Below are 18726 nucleotides of genomic sequence, written 5' to 3'. Positions count from 1 at the left end.
GATGCATCGCTCTGTACTATTTGTTTTTTAAATGTCCTACTTCAACTTTAGTTTATCCTGAGCCCTTCGAGAGGCTTAGTCTTACATTTTGTATGTCTTTATCATTCTAAAAATAAGGTATCGGTTGGAAGAATCTTAACGAAGTTCCATTTTCATTGAGCTCCTCCTTCGCCGGGAGCACCGATGCCTCAAAACCCCATTTATTACCCTCTATTCCTTACGTAGATCAATTTGAATCTACCATTTTGATTTTCTCTGGATTCTACTTCAAAATTACTGATAGAGCTAATCATGGGAGTTAATTTTTGAAATCCGTAATTTCTGGAATCAAAATTTGGTTGTTTTTTTTGAAGCAAGCCTCCAACATCCCCTAAAAATGCCCAGCCATCTTCATCGGCAATATCAGAAATGGTGCTGGCAATTAAGTTCACTACCTTGGGAGTTATCTTATCTACACTATCCTTTTTAACAGATTTTCCTTTACTAATTTCAGCGTGCTGTTCTTTAGAAGAAGAACCCAAAATTTCTATATAGATAAATCGATCGCAAGCCACAATAAAAGGCTCCGGAGTTTTCTTTTCCCCTATTCCAATTACATTCAATCCAGATTCCCTTAACCTAGTAGCCAATTTCGTGAAGTCACTATCACTGGAAACCAAACAGAAACCTTGAACTTTATTGGCATATAAAATGTCCATGGCATCTATGATCATGGCAGAATCTGTGGCATTTTTTCCTTGTGTATACCCGTATTGCTGAATTGGATTTATGGCATTTTCCAATAACACGTTCTTCCATTTAGAAAGTTGTGGTTTGGTCCAATCTCCATAAATTCTTTTAATAGTAGGGTTACCGTATTTAGCGATTTCTTCCATCATTTCTTTCACATATGCTGACGGAATGTTATCGCCATCTATAAGCACGGCTAAGTTATTTTCCATTTTTTTTTATTTTATATGCTAAGTTATGATTTTAATAAAAAAGGAGCTCAATTTCCATTGGAAATCATAAGTCAGGGTTTAGTTAATTAATAATTTTAACTTATTAAAAAGGTTCTCTATCCATGTTTCTTAAACGGGCTCTATATGAACTAGGACATCTGCAATTTGTGGTAGCTTGAGTAATAATTCATTCTTAACTTTATGGGATATATCATGTCCTTCTTCCACAGTGATAGTTCCGGTTACTCCAATATGAAGGTCAACATGAAAGGTCATTCCTGTTTTTCTAACAAAACATTTTTCGGTCTCCTGTACTCCGGGAATGTTTTCTGCATACCTTCTTATCTTTTCAATTAGATCATCGTGCATATGCTCATCCATTACTTCTCCAAGGGCTGGTCTCATGATAAGGTAGGCATTGTACAATATGAAGCCGGAAGCAAACAGGGCAGCCCAATCATCTGCAGTTTCGTACCCTTTTCCCATGAATAAAGCTATGGAGATCCCGATAAAAGCCATAAGGGAAGTAATCGCGTCACTTCTATGATGCCAGGCATCAGCTTTTAGAATGGTGCTATTTATTTCTTCACTTTTTTTAGAAACAATTCTATAAAAGATTTCTTTTATTATAATGATTGTTCCCAGAACAATAAGGGTGTAGGACTTTGGAACTTCGTGTGGAGTACGTATATGTGCAATACTCTCGTAAGCAATGATGGTTGCTGAAACAACCAAAAACCCCACTATAGCAAAGGTGATAAGTGGCTCTGCTTTACCATGACCGTAAGGATGATTGGCATCGGCAGGTTTATTGGCATATCGTACCCCCAATAAAGCGAGCAAGGACGAGAAAACATCTGTAGTAGATTCAATAGCATCAGCGATAAGCGCATAGGAGTTCCCAAAAATTCCAGTAATTCCTTTTGCTATTGCAAGAAGAACATTCCCTAAAATACTGAGATAGGTGGTTTTTACGGCTTCGTTAAAATTAGAATTCATAGAACTATTTAAGAAAGGGTTGGGCTTTGAAGAAGTTAAAGATATTATATTTAGCTCGTTTAGTAGATAAAGATCACCACCAAACCGCAATTAATCTTTCAAAAGTCCCATCTGGTTTCTTTATCCAGATAAGGGGAGATTTGTTTCTTAAATGAAGTTTTTGTATTTGTTCAGAAATATCCTCAAAGCTGAACCACTTTTCACCATATTCCGGATCCATAGGCCAGTCCTGTTTTTCTGGAGCGAAGAATTGAAAGTCTTTTTGATTGTATTTGCTGAAATCCTTTAAATGCAACCAAAAGCCAATAATGCATTCTTCATTTATATTCGGGAAGTTATATGTATTCAATTTTTCGGGAATAAACAAGGCTGCCTTAAAGCAAATTTGCTGTAGAATGCCTTTAGAATCTATACCTATATCTTTTATATGATTTTCAGCTTGTGGCGTATGCAATATAGGGAATTGATTTTTTTTAACCTTATTGATCTTTTGAAGTAAAGAATCCTTTCTATTCGGACCTATCCAACGTTCCATTTCATTGGGGATTTCAGGGTCATAAACATAAAACTTGTACATTAATTCAATATGCAGAATTTCAGAAGTTTGGAGGTCTCTCACTATAAAATCCAACTCTCCCAAAGTTCTGTTCTCATCATTAATTTGAATATTGTGGGCAATTATCTGTAATTCTTGGGAAGCATTGATTGCCGACAAGAAAAAAAATTCTACTCGTTTCCCTAATACCAGATTTTCGGGATAATCCTTTTCCAATAATTCTTTTGAAGAAGTAGAGGATACTTTATCAAGAGATTTAAATATCGTGAATCCAGCAAAATTTGAATTTTTTAAGATGGACGGGGTGCTCATAAACCCTTCAAATTGATTTGCAATCCTTTTATACATACGTGATAATTATCTGTTTAAGAATTTTTTTACAAATAACACCTTACATAAATTAACATAATAAGTAGTTTTATTAACGTTTTTAATATAATGTTAACATTTATTAATTGATTTTAATTAATTTCGCTCAATAATTTTTTCCAATGATAGAGAAGATCACAGAGTTTTATAAAATGGAATTTTATGACTCTTATGTTATAATTGAAGCACGCGGTCAATTTGAAGTAAGCGCCTCAACTGCCGAAAAGACAATACAAACCATAGTAGATCATTTCAACGGAAAAAACTTTGTTATTATTTCCAACAGAACAGCTAAGTATACCTTGAGATCGGATGCTTACTCCTCCAAGGTTTTCAAAAAAGTAAAAGGGATTGCTATAGTTTCAAAAAATGAAGAGGTTAGAAAAAATGCAGTTTTAGAGCAGGAAAAATTTAATGGTTCTTTTGCTTTTTTCGAAAACTTGGATGATGCCAAACACTGGGCAGAAAACTTTTTTGTTACCTATTATTGATCCTTTTTGTTCTTACCAAATAGTTTGTTTAAAAAACCTTTTTTCTTTTTCTCGTCCTTCTTCCGGTCTTTGTTTTTCTTGGATTTCCCAAATAATTTATCAAAGAACCCATCTTCTTTACTGGGTTCACAATCCATTAAGGAAACCACCTCTTCCGAAGGATTGCCAAATTTTGCATTGCTAATATCAGTAAAATCAGGATCCGCATTTATTTTCTGAAGAAATAAAGCAAAGATTGGTAAGGCAGAGTTTGCACCTTGTCCGATTCCGGTATTCCTAAACCCAATTCTGTGATCATCAGCTCCTACCCAAGTTACCGCAAGGAGTTTGGGGGTGAGGCCCACAAACCATCCATCTTTGTTGGATTGGGTAGTTCCAGTTTTTCCGGCAATGTCGTTATTTAAACCATAAGTACTTCTTAATCGAGTCGCTGTCCCTTCATTAACGGTTGCTTTCATTATTTCGATCATTATCTCACGTGTAGTTTCAGAATAGGCAGTTTTGTTTTGCGTTTGAGGTTTAAATTCTGCCAATAAATTCCCTTTGCCATCTTCTATTCTAGTGATATAATAAGGTTCTGAGGATCTTCCCTTATTGGCAAAACCAGTATAAGCCTTTGCTAATTCTTTTAAGCTGATCTCTGCTGTACCTAGGGCAATCGAAGGAACTCGAGGCAGTTTGGATTCAATCCCCATTTTCTCCGCTTGAGAAATAACATTGCCAACACCGGTTTCCATTAGTACTTTTACTGCAATTGTATTTACTGAATTACTTAAGGCATATTTCATATTGTAATTCATGTCTGGATCCTCACCATTGGAACCGGAGTTAGAAGGAGTCCAGCCATCTTGATAAGTGACCTCCCGAACAGAAAAATAGGAGCAGGGCGCTATTCCATTTTCCAATGCTGCGGTGTATACTATTGGTTTAAAGGTAGAACCTACTTGTCTTTTACTTTGTGAAACATGATCGTACTTGAAACTCCCAAAATCCACTCCGCCAACCCAAGCTTTTACAGCTCCTGTAGAAGGTTCTACAGCTAAAAAGCCGGCATTTAAAAATTTAAGATAATGTTTAATACTATCTAAGGTACTTGCTTTTACCATCTTTTCCATCCCGTAATCAAAAAGCTCCCTTTCTCTAGGATTTTCATCTAATTTTGCCAATATTTCCTTATCGGATAATCCTTGTTTATTTAATTTTTTATAGTCGTTTGTGTGCTTTACAGCATCTAAGATCAGTGCTTTATTTGTAAACCATGGAGCTCTCGTTCCATAGGACTGTTCATGAACTTGTTGTAATTTAGACATGTGGGATTGAACAGATTCTTCAGCATATTCCTGCATTTTCGAATTGAGGGTAGTGTGGATAATTAATCCGTCGCGGTAAATATTAAAGCCCTCGCCATCCTTGTTCTTTAATGTATCTAATATGGCAATTATATCTTTTCGAAGTTGTTCCCTAAAATATGGAGCCAATCCTTGGTCGTGGCTGTAATATTGATAATCCAATATAGTCTCCGATTGTTTTGCACGCTGCATTTCATCTTTCGTCAAATACCCATATTTCTCCATTTGCTGAAAAACAACATCACGACGGAACCTGCTTTTTTCAGGAAAGATCCTCGGATTATAAGAATGATTTGCCTTTAGCATTCCAATTAATACCGCCGATTCAGTTAAAGTAAGGTTTGCGGTATTCTTATTAAAGAATTTCATGGCAGCACTCTCTATCCCAAATGTATTGTCACTAAAGGGAACCGTGTTAAGGTAAAGTGTCAAGATCTCTTCTTTATCGTAGATTTCCTCTAAGCGTTTGGCAATGATGGATTCTTGAAATTTATTTATTGCGATCCCAAAATATCCAAAATCTTTTCTGCCATATAAGTTTTTTGCCAGTTGTAATGTTAAAGTACTCCCCCCACCGGAGGAGCTATCCTGTAGCAATAAAGACTTAAAAAACACCCTTAATAAACTCCTGCTATCAATTCCATTATGTTCATAGAATCTTACATCTTCAGTGGCTACCAATGCGTTTATTAAATGCTTCGGAATATTATTGGATGTAACTGGTTGCCTATCAAAAATATAATATTTCCCTATTAAATCCCCATCAGAAGATAATACCTGGGTGGCCTGATTTTGTTTAAGATCTTTTAGGTCTTGGGTAGAAGGTATTTTACCAAAAACCCCAAAATAGATACTGAAATAAAATAGGATAAAAACAGTAATAATGGTTCCCAGTAGTACTAACGACCATTTTAATTTTGGCGACTGGTTAATTCTTTGAAACATAATATAAGTTCAGGGCTACAAATAAACGAATACTAATAAAATTTTAGGGAATTGTTTAGTTTATTTTAAGAATTTAAAAGTGGGAATTTTTGTTTTAAAAAAAGGGATAGGAGGGAAAGAATTAGAATAAAGATTTATAGAGGTTAGCAGATAACTACATGCGATTTTTCTCATTTATTGATTTTCAAACAGTTAAAATATCTCGTTTTGTCTGTTCGAGATCCGTGATAAAAAAATTATCCAGCGTAGGAAATTGACGTGTTTTTTATATAAGCTGATGGGATGCTGAAACAAGTTCAGCATGACGACAATTCCGCATCGTCACCCTGAACTGGTTTCAGGGTCTTGGATTCACAAATAAATAAAAACACGTCAATGGTAGCCCTTCGACTGCGCTCAGGATAAACTAAAGTCGATAATTTTTTAGCTTAAATAGAAGGTCTTCCCCAAGGCATCGGGGCGCTCAACCTGACATCCCTACTAAACATTATAATTTTGATATGAACATAACTACGACCTCTATAAAATGGAAGGGGATAAATTGAAAATAGCCGAAACAACTTGTGTTCGGCTATTTTAGAATTCTAAATGCATTGGATAGATTTTTATAAGTTTATGCTCCAAATCTTCTTCTGCCATACCAAGTGTCCCTGGTAGATTGTCTAAGGTTCAAGAAGTGTCTCTTGTGTGTTAAGTCTCCTTCTTTGATTCCACTAAAATTTTGATTGGTGTTTTCTAAAGTTTTCATGATGAATGATTTTTAATTTTTTTTATACAAATCTTCTTCTGCCATACCAGGTATTCCTGGTAGATTGTCCAAGATTTAAGAAGTGTTTTTTGTGAGTTAAGTCTCCTTCTTTGATGCCGCTAAAATTTTGATTGGTGTTTTCTAAAGTTTTCATAATATTTGATTTTAAAAATTTTATACTCCAAATCTTCTTCTGCCATACCAAGAGTCCCTGGTAGATTGTCTAAGATTTAAGAAGTGTCTTTTGTGGGTTAGATCTCCTTCTTTGATTCCGCTAAAGTTTTGACTGATGTTTTCTGAAATTCTCATGATGAATGTTTTTAAGTGTTATACTTAATAGACGAGCAGAAAATCATTTTGTTACAGTACTAGGTATAAAATAGTACCATTTAACATTTATTTAACTTTTAAAGCCGTACTTCCTATGGTTATTTTGGAGATGTAGGTTATAACTTTTGGATTACCTTAACTAGACAATATGATTAAATGTTTATTTTTGGTACATGAACAAAACCGCATTAATTATCATATTGGGGGCATTTGCGCTTGTGGCCCTTATCTATTTCGCTTTCGATGGTATTGCTCCTAACAGAGATTTTCCTACTGCTAAAGATGTACAAATAGATAAAACATGGGATATGCCAATTCTTTTGGAAGAAATTTCTGGAATATCTTGGATAGATGAAGATCATATGGCCTGTGTTGAAGATGAAGAAGCAATTATTTTTATTTATAACACCAAAGCCTCTACTATAGATAAACAAATTCCTTTTGGAGAAGATGGAGATTACGAAGGTATTGCTCTTGTAGATAACGATGCCTATGTGCTGAGGAGTGATGGAACTTTATTTGAAGTTCAAAATTATAGACAGGATTCTATTATAGTAAATGAGTATGCTACCGGTTTGCCTCCCGAATTTAATTTTGAAGGGGTAGCTTATGATAAAAAAAATAACAGGTTGTTACTTGCAATAAAAGATAAAGAAGAAGAAAAATCCAAGCCTATCTATGCTTTTAATTTAAAGACCAAAAAAGTAGAGGAGAAGCCCGCTTTTGAAATTCAATTCAACGATCCGGCTTTTAAGGTGCTAGATCAAGAAATAAACCATCAAATCATTCGCCCTTCCGACCTTGCGGTACATCCTAAAAATGGTGATGTTTATATTTTGGATGCAACGAATCCGAAACTTCTTATTTTAAATTCAAGGGGAAAGATCAAAAAATTACATGTTTTTAAAGAGGAACAATTTGGCCAGCCGGAAGGTATAACTTTCGATGCTGCCGGAAACCTTTATATATCCAATGAGGGTGCTGGCGGTATGGGAAATATTTTAAAAGTCACTTTAGATAAAAAATAGTTTCTCTTTAGAACATTCAATTATAGTTAGCTCTTCTGAACTTTTTTAGCAACCGCCTCCACTTCATCTAAGACCCTTAAAAGATTTTCTCCCCAAAGCTTGGCTATTTCATCTTCTGTATAACCTCTTTTTACCAACTCTAATGTTACATTAAAGGTTTCTGAAGCATCTTGCCAACCTTCAACTCCGCCGCCGCCATCAAAGTCGGAACTAATACCTACGTGGTCAATTCCTATTTTTTCAACCAGATAATCTATGTGGTCTACATAATCTGCAACATTTACAGGCCCGGATTTCTTGCGAAGTTCATTAATTTTACCCGTTGAAGAAGAAACTATTTTCTGGTAATTTTCATCATAGATAGCTCTCTCATTTTCTTCCAGATTTCTAATACTATCTCTAGACAATACCTCGAAACCTGCTTTTTCTCCTTCCGTCTTATAGATCTCGTTTACAGCAGCGTAATAAGCATTATGTTTATTGGTATTTACATACGCACTAAAAGCTACGGTTTGAACCACTCCACCATGTTCTTTGAATAAGCTTAAAAGTTCATCATCCAAATTCCTGCTATGATCGCACAAGGTCCTTGCAGAAGAGTGGGAAGCAATTAAAGGAGCCTTGGAAAGTTGGAACATTTGTTTTATGGCTTCTTTGGAAGGATGCGAAACATCTATCATTATTCCCAGTCTGTTCATTTCTGCAACCGCTTGTTTTCCCAATTCACTCAATCCGTTATGCAGCCAAATAGCATCTGCTTCCCCGGTATTGGAATCGCTGAATAGGCTATGGCCGTTATGCGATAGAGACATATATCGCGCTCCAAGGTTGTAGAATTTTTCAATATTTTTAAGGTCTTCGCCAATGGGATAGGCATTTTCAACCCCTATCATCGCTACCAGTTTGCCCTCGTTCACTAATTTTCGAACTTCAGTGGAAGATGTTGCCAATCCAATTTTATCGGGGGCAATTTCCTCTGTTAATCTATGGATCGCCTCAAATTTGGAAATCGCATTTTTATAGGCTGCTGCATATCCAGCTTCATTTAATTCTCCTTGACCGGTATAAACAATAAACCAAGCCACATCCAAGCAACCATCCATCATTTTGGGCAGATTAACTTGTGTGTTAAGATCTTGTGTGTAATTGCGATTGGCAGTGAAGTTGTTGATATTTATATCGTTATGGGTATCTATAGTGATTACTTTTTCATGAATTGCCTTCGCTTTTTTCCACATTTCAGATTGTTCTTTATTCTTATTCTGGCTGTAAAATGAATTTATACTTATAATACTTATTAAAAGAATGGAGGTGAATTTCATTTGAAGTGTGTTACTTATTAATTTCTACGGAATTTAATAATTATATTTTACTTGTCATCATAATTTTGAATATTGAACCTCTTTTTGAACTAAATTTGATATGTTTTTAAATCGATAAATGAAAAAGTTAATTGTGGTAAGCCATCCTGAAAAATGGAAAATTGCTGTAGATAATATAGCAGTGATCTCTGCTCAGGATTATCTCACGAATCCTAAATATTCCAACCTTAAAAAAGCCAGGGTTTTTAATCTATGTAAAGATTATTCTTATCAATCTAAAGGATACTACGTCTCCTTACTTGCCGAAGCTAGGGATCATAAAGCCATTCCTTCAGTTAAAAATATTGTAGATCTGCGAGAACCTAAATTAGTTAAAATCGTGGCCGATGATTTTGATGATCTTATTCAGAAAAGCCTAAAAAATATAAAGTCCCAAGAATTTATTTTGAGTATTTATTTCGGGCAAAATGTGGCACAGAAATACAAAGAATTGAGCACCATGTTTTTTAGGTCTTTTCAGATCCCATTTTTAAGGATCCATTTTAATTTTACCACAAAATGGCATATTAAAAATATTCGTGCAATTTCAGAATCTGAAATCCCTGAAGACCATAAAGAAAGCATGCATTTTTTCGCTTCGGAATATTTTGCAAAAAAACGGTATGATACCGCAAAATCAAGTTCAGCCGCATATGACCTTGCCATCCTTGTGCAACCCGGAGATCCTGCACCTCCAAGCAACGCAAAGGCCATCAAGAAATTTATGGAAATCGCCGAAAAAATGAACTTCTATGTAGAAGTTATTTCGCCAAAAGAGCTTTCCAGATTATCTTCTTTTGATGCCTTGTTTATTAGGCAAAGTACCGAGGTGAATAATGAAGCTTACGCTTTTGCGAGAAAGGCGCAGCAGGACGAGATCGCATTAATAGATTATCCCGGGGCTATTTTAAAGTGCTGTAATAAAGTGTATATGGCAGAAGCTTTGCAGAATGCCAATATTCCAACACCTAAAACCGTAATTGTACATAAGCACAATAAAAAGGAAGTATTAACGATCACGGGATTGCCTTGTGTACTAAAATCTCCCGATTCCACTTTTTCTTTCGGAGTTAAAAAAGCAAAAACAGAAGAAGAGTATTATGAGTTGGTAGACAGTATGCTCAAGAAGTCGGATCTCATTATCGCACAGGAATTTTCTCCTTCAGAATATGATTGGAGAATTGGTATTTTAGATCTTGAACCCATTTTTGCCTGTAGATATTATATGGCAAAGGGACACTGGCAAATCTATAATTGGAATGCTGCCAAGAAAGATGACCAAGATGGGAATGCAGATTGTTTGCCTATTGAAAAAGTGCCAAAAAAAGTGATGGATGTTGCACTAAGATCGGCTAAACTTATGGGATTGGGATTATTTGGAATAGATGTGAAAGAAGTAAATGGAAAACCCTTGGTAATAGAAATAAATGACAACCCAAATATTGATGCCGGCGTAGAAGATGGATATTATGGCGATGAGATTTACATTAAAATCCTCTCCGCATTAAAAAACAGATTAGAAAAAAAATAAATATGAACTATCGGCTTTTTGAAGTTTTTGGGATAGAATTGGAATATATGGTGGTAAAGTCTTCCAACCTTAAGATTGCGCCAATTGTAGATAAATTAATGATCCTTAAAAATGGATCGATAACTTCGGACGTTTCCAATGGAAAAATAGAATGGAGCAATGAACTTGTGGCCCATGTGGTGGAGTTAAAGACCAACGGGCCCACAAAACAACTGGAAGATCTGGACGAATTGTTCCATCAAAACATTCTAGAGATCAATAAATTATTGCTCCCAGAAGACGCGAAATTAATGCCTACCGCTTCCCATCCACTTATGGATCCCGCAAAGGAAATGAAGCTTTGGGAGCATCATTATAGTGAGATCTATTCTTTATATAACAAGATTTTTGACTGTAGAGGACATGGTTGGAGCAATGTGCAAAGCATGCACCTTAATTTGCCATTTTTCGGGAACGAGGAGTTTGGGCAACTGCACGCTGCAATTAGGATCTTGCTCCCAATTATCCCGGCGCTTAGTGCCAGTTCTCCTATTTTTGAAAGCAAGAATACTGGATTTTTGGATAGTAGAATGGAAGTTTATAAAACCAATCAAAAGGAAATCCCCGAAATGACTGGTAAAGTGATCCCAGAGCAGGTATTTAATAAGGAGGATTATATAAAACAGATTTTTGAACCCATCAATAAAGCGATAGCACCTTTTGATACCGACAACATTCTGGACAAACATTTCCTTAATTCCCGTGGCGCAATAGCCAGGTTCGATAGAAATGCGATAGAGATAAGGGTGATTGATATTCAGGAATGCCCAAAAGCAGATATTGCACTTGCTGTTTTAATAATCGAAACCTTGAAGTTATTGGTTTCTGAAGAATTGGTGTCTCTAGAAGATCAGAAGAATTGGCATGAGGATGATCTGTTCACAATTTTTAACGATGTGATAGAAGATGCCGAAAATACTCAAATAACGAATCCCAAATATTTGAATTTATTTGATGTGGATTCAGAATGTACTGCTGGCGAATTATGGAAAACATTATATCTAAGGGTACAAGAGAGGATCTCTCCAAAACATAGAAAAGCTATTGAATTTATTTTGGCTAATGGAAGTTTAGCGACCAGAATTTTAAAAGGGATTTTTAACGATTATTCTCGTGCTACTATAAATGCTGTTTATTCTAAATTGGTTACTTGCTTAGAAACCAATAATTTCTACAAACCGTGAAATTGGTATGTACCTGTGAGCACGGAGGGAATAAGGTCCCGGAAGCATACCAAAGCTTATTTGTGCATGCTGCCGATGCCCTTAAGTCACACCGGGGCTTGGATTATGGTTCTTTAGATCTTTTTGAGTTTTGTAAACCTTTAAGTGATTTTTCGAAATCGAATACGATCAGTAGATTGTTGATTGAACTCAATCGATCCAAGCATCATCCTAAATTATTTTCAGAATTCATGGCTTCATTAAGTGCAGCAGATAAGTCAAAACTAATCTGTGAATTTTACAATCCTTATCGCGATGAAGTCGAAGCAGAAATTTTGCAACTGATTAAAAAAGGGGAGGAGGTACTGCATATTTCTTTTCACAGTTTTACACCCAGTTTAAAAGGAACTATTAGAAAGGCAGATATTGGATTATTATATGATCCATCAAAAAATCCAGAAAAAGAGATCTGTAAGAAATGGAAAGATTTATTGCTAATGGAATTACCTAAGTTTAAAGTTAGGTTTAACTCCCCATATTTGGGAAAGGCAGATGGTTTTACTACTTATTTACGAAAGAAATTTCCAGATAAGTATTCGGGCATCGAATTAGAGGTCAACCAAAAGTTTTCCAAAAACAATGCTTTTAAAAGTGATCTTAAAACTGCGCTTTATAATTCGTTATCGAACTTAGTGAACGTATTAGAGCATAAAAAAACCTCATAATTAGATCTATACATTTGTACAGAATCCAATTATGAGGCAAATAGTCCAGAAAACTATTTTACTTAATCTCCACTACTTCAAGATCAAAAATAAGATCTTTTCCAGCTAGAGGATGATTTCCATCTACTACGATAGTATCTTCTTTTACTTCAGCAACCAAAAGGTTCATTTCTTGTCCATCTGGCCCTTTAGAAACAAGTCCCATTCCAACTTCTGGAGTTATTTCCGGTGGCAACTGACTTTTCTCTACTTCCTGCACCAATTCTTTACGCGGTTCCCCGTAAGCTTCTTGCACAGGTATATTTATTGTTTTTTTCTCGTTCAATTTCATATCGATAAGTCCATTCTCAAAACCTGGAATTAACTGACCTTGACCTAAAGTGAATTCTATTGGGTCTTTTCCTTCTGAACTGTCAAAAACTTGTCCATCTGCTAATTTTCCTGTGTAATGTACTTTTACCGTGTCTTTCTCTTTAACTTGACTCATAAATGTGTTTTTTCATTTTTAGATATATGTAAACTTCAATATCGAGGTCCACATGTTTAATTTTATCTTGTTATTCCCTAAGATGCCATAACCCTGCCAAAGTCCTTAATTATGGTTTTAGATCAATTTCGCGGTAGCTATCGCCTAAAAACGAAGCCTTAAGCCTTAATGCACCTATAATACAATTGATTTTTTGTAAATTGTGACCTGTAAATGCTATTATTTCAGGCTTTAACAATAATCGGTAATTATGTCAGTTGTCATCTGTATTTTAAAAAGTAGAGCAATGACTGGACTTTTTCTGGAGCGTACATCTATTTCATTTTTCGCCTTTTTTATGACGTTCTACATTAGTTGTAAAGACCCAAATGAAACTAGTGCTGAAGCTGTTAACTGGAAAACGGTAAAGGTCACGGCCAGTGCATATAATTCTTTGGCTTATCAGAATCAAGGAAACCCAAAGATAACGGCGTGGGGAGATACATTAAAACCGGGCATGAAGGTAATTGCTATTTCCCGTGATCTTATGAAAAAGGGGTTGGTGTACAATACCCCGGTTAAAATTGATGGCTTATCAGGGATATTTTTTGTGAAAGATAAAATGCACCATCGCTGGAGAAATAAAATTGATATCTACATGGGGGAAGATGTTCAAAAAGCAAAGAATTGGGGAAGAAAGAAAATAAGTATCCAATATCTTGTCCAAAAGGATTCTCTTATTGAGAATATAGAATAAATATTGTTTTTAGCTATTTTAATTTTTTCTTCCTAAACATTTATTTTCTTGGTTCCTCTCCAATATTTAAAAAATCCTTAGATTTTCTTTAGTTTTACTTTTTAAATTAGAACTTTCTAATTGATGGATTTCTGTTTTAGCCAAACTATATATGAAAGAAAAAATTATTGACTTCTTACGCGGATTAGAGTCTATCTTAAGGGATAAATTCCATCAATACAATCATAAACTTCCTTATATAATCACCATAATTTTAGCATTGATAATTGTTGTGGTCGGCATCAATGTATTTATTGAATTAACCAATACCCTTAACAGCAATTTGGTATCAAAATATGATGCTGCTATCACGAAATATGTGACTTCGTTTAGAAATCCACAATTAAATAATATAATGCAGTTTGTAACCGATCTTGGGGATTTATATGCCTATATCATTATTACAACAATTTGTTCGCTCTTCTTTTTATTCAAGTTTAAAAACTGGAGGTACGTGGCGCAGTTGGTATTTGTTATAGTTATTTCCGGACTATCAAACCTCGCCCTCAAGGAAGCAATAAATAGGGCAAGGCCCACCGCAGAGCATTTAGTATCTGTAGAAACCCTTAGTTATCCAAGTGGACATGCAATGAGCGCTACGGCGTTTTACGGCTTTTTGATTTATCTATGTTATTTTCTGAAGATCAATAAATGGCTAAAAATAAGCTTGATGTTCTTGTTCTCATTGATGATCGTGGGGATTGGAATTAGCCGAATTTATTTGGGGGTTCATTTTCCATCAGATATTGCTGGGGGGATTATTGCCGGCACTATTTGGTTGATGTTTTGTGTACTGATATTCAATATTATAGACCTTTTCCGAAGAGAGGAAGAGCGTAAAGCTTAAGTTAAATTGAACGGCAGTATTAAAAAATGGCTTTTAGGGAGATGGGTCTATCCAAGCCCTAAGTATCCTAAAAGGATCCAGAGAATTATAAATGCTATTACTATCCCGAAGCAACCACAGCCTCCACCCAACTTCTTTGCACCCCATCCTGCTAATATTGCCCGTAATATTGATTTCATAGTAATTGATTTTAAGGCTGTAAAAATAAAAAGAGAGTATGAAAAAATTAAATTATTTAAGAGAACTTTAATTTTTTTTGTATTTTCCTGTTCTTATTTTATATTTATTTTACAATTACTGAAACCTAATTTAATTAAATTTGTAAAAATTTTAATTTATGCAAATCCGAGACAAGGAAGACAATGAATCTGAAGATTATATTTTACAAAACAATAAGAAAACAAAATTTGGTGTTTTTTTTATTCTAATAGTGCTGGTTATTCTTATAGCAGGTGTTGCAATGACTGGAGTTTACTTTGATTATTGGTAGCATTTTTTTTATGAAATTTTAATTTCGTTAAGCAATAAAAAAGCCTTGTTTATATATTCCTTCTCCAGGAACAATGCAAAGTAGTTGGACGTAGAGATCATCTCGAAAACAGGAATTCCCTCATAGGCCAAAAGCTTGAAAATATAGAAATAAAGGCCTACCGTTTTAGAACTGTTTTTTGGCAATGTAATTGTAATACTGGATAGTTCATCTTTCACCGAAACCAGGGTTTCGCCCTTAAAAAAATCAACCACTCTTTCTTTTAGATCTTTAGACACCAAAATATTACTTTCCTGATAGGTACTGGAATAATTTAAGTAGACACCAATTTGATCTTTTACAGAATTCATGAGCAAAGCTTGGTTCCCGAGTAAAGTGGCAGAATTTAAATAGGTGAATTCTGTAATTCCAGACCTCACCACAATATCACCCATTTCTCTTAAGTTAGCATTTTTTAAAAGATTTCGTTGAGGGGGATATCTACGCAAGGCCATAATAATAGAACCCTGCTTAACAGGTTTTCTAAGAATTTTTTCTACATCGGGTTGTAAGTGTTCTGCCAAAGCACTAAAATTAATTAGATCTTTCGCCAATGCATCATCCAAAAATGGCTGATGCCTCAACATATTCTGCACGCAGGAGGTTATGGTATTCATTGTTAAATAATATACATTTTGTACAAATATATATAAATTTTGATTCTTTTTTTTCTGTTTTAAGAACTCTCACTACTTATGCCTTTTTAAAAAGAATGGATATCCATTTTTGTTCTAGGAGTTCTTTCGTCACCCTGAATTTATTTCAGGGTCTCAATTATTGTATTGATATACATTGAAACAAGATTCTGAAACTCCCGAACGGTCGGGACAGAATGACGTCCTTTTTCAACTTAGGATATTTTACGGACAAACAATTAAAATGCAATAGGATGAAAATTTTAAAATTTGGAGGTACCTCGGTGGGAACAGCAGAAAGTATATATAATGTTCGAAATATAATTGAGTCCATCCCAGGAACTAAAATAATAGTACTTTCGGCCATGTCTGGAGTTACAAACCATTTGGTAACTATTACCGAAGCGATCAAAAATGGGAAGCAAGAAGAAGCCCAAATATTAAATAGCGTGTTAAAAGTTAAACATATTGAGCTTCTTGATAAATTAATAACCAGTCCGGATCGTAATTTTAAAGTAAAATCTGGTTTAAATGATTTATTTAAAGAATTCGATGACTTCTTGTTGCGTGAATATTCTGAAGATAACACAAATCTAATTCTTACTTTCGGGGAAACATTGCTTACTTATATATTTTCAGAATATCTCTTTGCCAGCCAGATGGACAATACACTTCTCGATGGAAAAAGATTTATGTATGTTGAAAATATAGAAAACCCAGATACCACTGAAGTTGCCAACAGAATAATTCCATTCTTGAAAAGTGAGGAGATGGAACCAATTTATATTACCCAAGGCTTTGTGAGGATAGATAAATTTAACCGGGTTAGCACATTAAAAAGGGGTGGGAGCGACTATTCGGCAACTATTCTTGGCGCAGCTTTAAATGCTGAAGAAGTACAAATTTGGACAGATATCGATGGCTTCCATAATAACGATCCCAGATACGTGGAAGACACCCATCCCTTATCCAATCTTACATTTGAAGAAGCCGCAGAACTCGCATATTTTGGGGCAAAAATATTGCATCCACAAACGATTTCTCCGGTACTGGAAAAGAATATCCCTATCTACCTAAAAAATACGTTTACCCCAGAGTTGCCAGGTACTAAAATATCTTCGGAAATCAATAAAAAGGGACTTAAAGCAATTTCAGCAAAAGATGGAATTACGGCCATTAAAATAAAATCCAATAGAATGTTGATGGCACACGGTTTTCTAAAGAAAATTTTCGAAATTTTTGATAATCTGGAAACTGCCATAGATATGATAACCACTTCAGAAATTGCAATTTCACTAACGATAGATGATACGAGGAATTTAGGTCCCATCTTGGATCAACTTCATGAATATGGCGATATTACTGTAGAAAAGGACCACAGTATAATTTGTATTGTAGGGGAAGGACTTATTGAAGATTCCAATACGTATAAATTGTTCGAGATTCTTAATGAAATCCCGATTCGGATGATTTCCTATGGGGGCAGTTTGAACAATGTTTCGCTGTTGGTGGCTACAGAAAATAAAGTAAATGCGCTCAAGGCTTTGCATAAAACCTTATTTATCAAGGCAGGACAAGAATTAGTTCCTAGTCTTTAAAGCTTGAAGATTTCAAAGCTTCCAATTCGGTTTTCACTTCTATATATTTAGATAAATGCTGTGTGCTTTTTACCCTGTGATGCATGAGCATACCGCCTATAAAGTTGTGCTGCCTATGCTTAGAAAGTCCATTTTTCAGGTATATTAGTTTTTCATCCAAGATCTTATAGTAGGCATTTTTGTAATATCGCTCATTTATTAGCTTAAATCCATTGGATTGGGCTTCTTGCCAAAGAACTTTTGTAGTATAAAGTTTAATGGCCGCTCGCGCAAATGCTTTTGGATCGTTTTCTACAAAGCCATTCCAAGGAAACCCTCCATGCATCCCTTCGGCGCCTATATTTGTAGTTACCGTTGGGGTACCGCATTGCATTGCTTCGGTAAGTTTGCCTTTTAATCCGGCTCCAAAACGCAATGCAGCAAGGCTGACCTTTGATCTCTTCACTACTTCTTCAGCATCTTTTGCCCAGCCTTTTATATGAAAATTTTCTTTCGGGTTGTTTAACTGGTTAACAGTTGCGGTAGGATATGCCCCATAGATATGTAGTTCTTCATAGGGAAGTTCCTCTCTAATAAGTGGCCAAATCTCCTTCTTCAAAAACCTGACTGCATCTACATTAGGTCGATGTTTAAAATTCCCTATGCTAATAAAGTGTTGCCTTTCTTCGAAACGGGGGAGAAACTCAATTTCAGAATCGCTTATGGCGTTCAATAAAAAAGGGAGATATAACAATAGATCTTCTGAAACTTTAAAAGTTTCTTTTAAAAGGCCTATTTCTACTTCAGAAATAATAAGACTAAGATCGCACCTGTAGATACTTGCAACTTCCCGTTTTGCCAATTCAGAATTTGTAATTGAACTGGATGCGATTACTTCTTTCTCCCTGTAATTTCGCAGAAAATGCAAATCTTCGGTATCCAAAATTTTTATTGAACCTGGGGAATTTTTGGTTATGCGCCATCCAAATTGTTCTTCCATCATAAACCTGTCAAAAAGAACGATTTCTGGTTGAAGCTCCTGGATATAAGCATCAAAACTACTGTTGTTCAATTCAATCTTTACCGAAGAGATTCCTAGTGCTATAAGATCTGCGGCATTACTGGAAGGAGCGGCTGTGGTAGCAAATATCACTTTGTATTTGGAAGATGTAAAATACTCTAACAACTGAAGCATACGCCTGCCCGCAGCCGAAGAATTTGGCTCTGGCCAAACATATCCTATTACTAATACAGTCGACATTTATTTTTTAAGGCAAAAATACTAGATTATAATGAAGTGC

The 18726-nt window shown here is 35.2% G+C and carries 21 protein-coding genes; 9 read left to right on the top strand and 12 right to left on the bottom strand.

The features are described from left to right. Window positions 1-203: 203 nt before the first annotated feature. The 3 genes from JM83_RS17050 to JM83_RS17040 all read right to left on the bottom strand — a co-directional run bounded on the left by JM83_RS17050 (window position 204) and on the right by JM83_RS17040 (window position 2844). Entirely contained in the window at window positions 204-941 is a 738-nt protein-coding gene (locus JM83_RS17050) for an NYN domain-containing protein (RefSeq protein ID WP_144963301.1), read from the bottom strand. Window positions 942-1070: 129 nt separating this feature from the next. Then, the gene (locus tag JM83_RS17045) at window positions 1071-1940 is read right to left on the bottom strand and encodes a cation diffusion facilitator family transporter (protein ID WP_144963300.1); all 870 of its coding nucleotides are present in this window, start codon (window positions 1938-1940) and stop codon (window positions 1071-1073) included. 73 nt (window positions 1941-2013) lie between these two features. Continuing rightward, window positions 2014-2844 carry a DUF1853 family protein gene (locus JM83_RS17040; RefSeq protein WP_144963299.1) on the bottom strand — a complete coding sequence of 277 codons (831 nt, stop codon included), beginning with the start codon at window positions 2842-2844 and terminating at the stop codon, window positions 2014-2016. A gap of 143 nt (window positions 2845-2987) precedes the next feature. On the opposite strand from JM83_RS17040, the gene JM83_RS17035 reads away from it, so the two are divergent. Further along, complete coding sequence (locus JM83_RS17035) at window positions 2988-3356, top strand: hypothetical protein (RefSeq protein WP_144963298.1); 369 nt, start codon at window positions 2988-2990, stop codon at window positions 3354-3356. Here JM83_RS17035 and JM83_RS17030 read toward each other — a convergent pair. The 4 genes from JM83_RS17030 to JM83_RS19640 form a co-directional block, all read right to left on the bottom strand. Further along, window positions 3350-5650 carry a transglycosylase domain-containing protein gene (locus JM83_RS17030; protein WP_144963297.1) on the bottom strand — a complete coding sequence of 767 codons (2301 nt, stop codon included), beginning with the start codon at window positions 5648-5650 and terminating at the stop codon, window positions 3350-3352. The genes JM83_RS17035 and JM83_RS17030 overlap by 7 nt on opposite strands. Before the next feature lie 613 nt (window positions 5651-6263). Next, on the bottom strand, window positions 6264-6398 hold the full coding sequence (locus JM83_RS19650; protein ID WP_261376852.1) for a hypothetical protein: 135 nt from the start codon (window positions 6396-6398) through the stop codon (window positions 6264-6266). Between the two features lie 22 nt (window positions 6399-6420). After that, complete coding sequence (locus tag JM83_RS19645; protein WP_261376851.1) at window positions 6421-6552, bottom strand: hypothetical protein; 132 nt, start codon at window positions 6550-6552, stop codon at window positions 6421-6423. 20 nt (window positions 6553-6572) lie between these two features. Then, the gene (locus tag JM83_RS19640) at window positions 6573-6707 is read right to left on the bottom strand and encodes a hypothetical protein (protein WP_261376850.1); all 135 of its coding nucleotides are present in this window, start codon (window positions 6705-6707) and stop codon (window positions 6573-6575) included. A 194-nt stretch (window positions 6708-6901) separates the two neighbouring features. Here JM83_RS19640 and JM83_RS17025 point away from each other — a divergent pair, with 194 nt between their 5' ends. Beyond that, window positions 6902-7756 carry an SdiA-regulated domain-containing protein gene (locus JM83_RS17025; protein WP_144963296.1) on the top strand — a complete coding sequence of 285 codons (855 nt, stop codon included), beginning with the start codon at window positions 6902-6904 and terminating at the stop codon, window positions 7754-7756. Window positions 7757-7782: 26 nt separating this feature from the next. Here JM83_RS17025 and JM83_RS17020 read toward each other — a convergent pair whose 3' ends face one another. Continuing rightward, window positions 7783-9078, bottom strand: a complete 1296-nt coding sequence (locus JM83_RS17020) for a dipeptidase (protein ID WP_144963295.1) — start codon at window positions 9076-9078, stop codon at window positions 7783-7785. 118 nt (window positions 9079-9196) lie between these two features. On the opposite strand from JM83_RS17020, the gene JM83_RS17015 reads away from it, so the two are divergent. Genes JM83_RS17015 through JM83_RS17005 form a run of 3 tightly spaced genes read left to right on the top strand, consistent with a single transcriptional unit; the run spans window position 9197 to window position 12575 of the window. Next, on the top strand, window positions 9197-10648 hold the full coding sequence (locus JM83_RS17015; RefSeq protein ID WP_144963294.1) for a RimK family protein: 1452 nt from the start codon (window positions 9197-9199) through the stop codon (window positions 10646-10648). 2 nt (window positions 10649-10650) lie between these two features. Then, the gene (locus JM83_RS17010; protein ID WP_186435034.1) at window positions 10651-11871 is read left to right on the top strand and encodes a glutamate-cysteine ligase family protein; all 1221 of its coding nucleotides are present in this window, start codon (window positions 10651-10653) and stop codon (window positions 11869-11871) included. Next, window positions 11868-12575, top strand: a complete 708-nt coding sequence (locus JM83_RS17005) for an N-formylglutamate amidohydrolase (RefSeq protein WP_144963292.1) — start codon at window positions 11868-11870, stop codon at window positions 12573-12575. The genes JM83_RS17010 and JM83_RS17005 overlap by 4 nt, the downstream gene beginning before the upstream one ends. Before the next feature lie 58 nt (window positions 12576-12633). On the opposite strand, the gene JM83_RS17000 is transcribed toward JM83_RS17005, so the two are convergent. Next, window positions 12634-13062, bottom strand: a complete 429-nt coding sequence (locus JM83_RS17000) for a peptidylprolyl isomerase (RefSeq protein ID WP_144963291.1) — start codon at window positions 13060-13062, stop codon at window positions 12634-12636. 337 nt (window positions 13063-13399) lie between these two features. Here JM83_RS17000 and JM83_RS16995 point away from each other — a divergent pair, with 337 nt between their 5' ends. Beyond that, on the top strand, window positions 13400-13798 hold the full coding sequence (locus tag JM83_RS16995; RefSeq protein WP_144963843.1) for a 3D domain-containing protein: 399 nt from the start codon (window positions 13400-13402) through the stop codon (window positions 13796-13798). A 151-nt stretch (window positions 13799-13949) separates the two neighbouring features. Then, window positions 13950-14684: a phosphatase PAP2 family protein gene (locus tag JM83_RS16990; RefSeq protein WP_144963290.1), complete on the top strand. Its 735-nt coding sequence runs from the start codon at window positions 13950-13952 to the stop codon at window positions 14682-14684. Window positions 14685-14731: 47 nt separating this feature from the next. On the opposite strand, the gene JM83_RS19635 is transcribed toward JM83_RS16990, so the two are convergent. Next, complete coding sequence (locus JM83_RS19635; RefSeq protein ID WP_261376849.1) at window positions 14732-14863, bottom strand: hypothetical protein; 132 nt, start codon at window positions 14861-14863, stop codon at window positions 14732-14734. A 158-nt stretch (window positions 14864-15021) separates the two neighbouring features. On the opposite strand from JM83_RS19635, the gene JM83_RS19225 reads away from it, so the two are divergent. After that, entirely contained in the window at window positions 15022-15174 is a 153-nt protein-coding gene (locus tag JM83_RS19225; protein ID WP_186435033.1) for a hypothetical protein, read from the top strand. Window positions 15175-15182: 8 nt separating this feature from the next. Here the strand turns inward: JM83_RS19225 and JM83_RS16985 are convergent, their stop codons facing one another. Next, on the bottom strand, window positions 15183-15830 hold the full coding sequence (locus JM83_RS16985; protein WP_144963289.1) for a hypothetical protein: 648 nt from the start codon (window positions 15828-15830) through the stop codon (window positions 15183-15185). 272 nt (window positions 15831-16102) lie between these two features. Here JM83_RS16985 and JM83_RS16980 point away from each other — a divergent pair, with 272 nt between their 5' ends. After that, window positions 16103-17446 carry an aspartate kinase gene (locus tag JM83_RS16980; protein WP_144963288.1) on the top strand — a complete coding sequence of 448 codons (1344 nt, stop codon included), beginning with the start codon at window positions 16103-16105 and terminating at the stop codon, window positions 17444-17446. On the opposite strand, the gene JM83_RS16975 is transcribed toward JM83_RS16980, so the two are convergent. Next, window positions 17436-18686, bottom strand: a complete 1251-nt coding sequence (locus JM83_RS16975; RefSeq protein WP_144963287.1) for a glycosyltransferase — start codon at window positions 18684-18686, stop codon at window positions 17436-17438. The genes JM83_RS16980 and JM83_RS16975 overlap by 11 nt on opposite strands. Window positions 18687-18726: the final 40 nt, after the last annotated feature.

Origin of the sequence: Gillisia sp. Hel_I_86 (assembly GCF_007827275.1) — a bacterium.
Taxonomy (GTDB): domain Bacteria; phylum Bacteroidota; class Bacteroidia; order Flavobacteriales; family Flavobacteriaceae; genus Gillisia.
Note: the sequence above shows the minus strand (reverse complement) of the source record. Positions and strands in the feature narration are given on the sequence as shown.

Bases quoted from the DNA above. Each gene is read 5' to 3' on its own strand.
- JM83_RS16995 (WP_144963843.1), top strand. From the start codon at position 13,400: ATGACGTTCTACATTAGTTGTAAAGACCCAAATGAAACTAGTGCTGAA.
- JM83_RS16985 (WP_144963289.1), bottom strand. From the start codon at position 15,830: ATGAATACCATAACCTCCTGCGTGCAGAATATGTTGAGGCATCAGCCA.
- JM83_RS17010 (WP_186435034.1), top strand. From the start codon at position 10,651: ATGAACTATCGGCTTTTTGAAGTTTTTGGGATAGAATTGGAATATATG.
- JM83_RS17045 (WP_144963300.1), bottom strand. From the start codon at position 1,940: ATGAATTCTAATTTTAACGAAGCCGTAAAAACCACCTATCTCAGTATT.
- JM83_RS19650 (WP_261376852.1), bottom strand. From the start codon at position 6,398: ATGAAAACTTTAGAAAACACCAATCAAAATTTTAGTGGAATCAAAGAA.
- JM83_RS19635 (WP_261376849.1), bottom strand. From the start codon at position 14,863: ATGAAATCAATATTACGGGCAATATTAGCAGGATGGGGTGCAAAGAAG.
- JM83_RS17030 (WP_144963297.1), bottom strand. From the start codon at position 5,650: ATGTTTCAAAGAATTAACCAGTCGCCAAAATTAAAATGGTCGTTAGTA.
- JM83_RS19640 (WP_261376850.1), bottom strand. From the start codon at position 6,707: ATGAGAATTTCAGAAAACATCAGTCAAAACTTTAGCGGAATCAAAGAA.
- JM83_RS17000 (WP_144963291.1), bottom strand. From the start codon at position 13,062: ATGAGTCAAGTTAAAGAGAAAGACACGGTAAAAGTACATTACACAGGA.
- JM83_RS16990 (WP_144963290.1), top strand. From the start codon at position 13,950: ATGAAAGAAAAAATTATTGACTTCTTACGCGGATTAGAGTCTATCTTA.
- JM83_RS17025 (WP_144963296.1), top strand. From the start codon at position 6,902: ATGAACAAAACCGCATTAATTATCATATTGGGGGCATTTGCGCTTGTG.
- JM83_RS17040 (WP_144963299.1), bottom strand. From the start codon at position 2,844: ATGTATAAAAGGATTGCAAATCAATTTGAAGGGTTTATGAGCACCCCG.
- JM83_RS17015 (WP_144963294.1), top strand. From the start codon at position 9,197: ATGAAAAAGTTAATTGTGGTAAGCCATCCTGAAAAATGGAAAATTGCT.
- JM83_RS17020 (WP_144963295.1), bottom strand. From the start codon at position 9,078: ATGAAATTCACCTCCATTCTTTTAATAAGTATTATAAGTATAAATTCA.
- JM83_RS17050 (WP_144963301.1), bottom strand. From the start codon at position 941: ATGGAAAATAACTTAGCCGTGCTTATAGATGGCGATAACATTCCGTCA.
- JM83_RS19225 (WP_186435033.1), top strand. From the start codon at position 15,022: ATGCAAATCCGAGACAAGGAAGACAATGAATCTGAAGATTATATTTTA.
- JM83_RS19645 (WP_261376851.1), bottom strand. From the start codon at position 6,552: ATGAAAACTTTAGAAAACACCAATCAAAATTTTAGCGGCATCAAAGAA.
- JM83_RS17035 (WP_144963298.1), top strand. From the start codon at position 2,988: ATGATAGAGAAGATCACAGAGTTTTATAAAATGGAATTTTATGACTCT.
- JM83_RS16975 (WP_144963287.1), bottom strand. From the start codon at position 18,686: ATGTCGACTGTATTAGTAATAGGATATGTTTGGCCAGAGCCAAATTCT.
- JM83_RS16980 (WP_144963288.1), top strand. From the start codon at position 16,103: ATGAAAATTTTAAAATTTGGAGGTACCTCGGTGGGAACAGCAGAAAGT.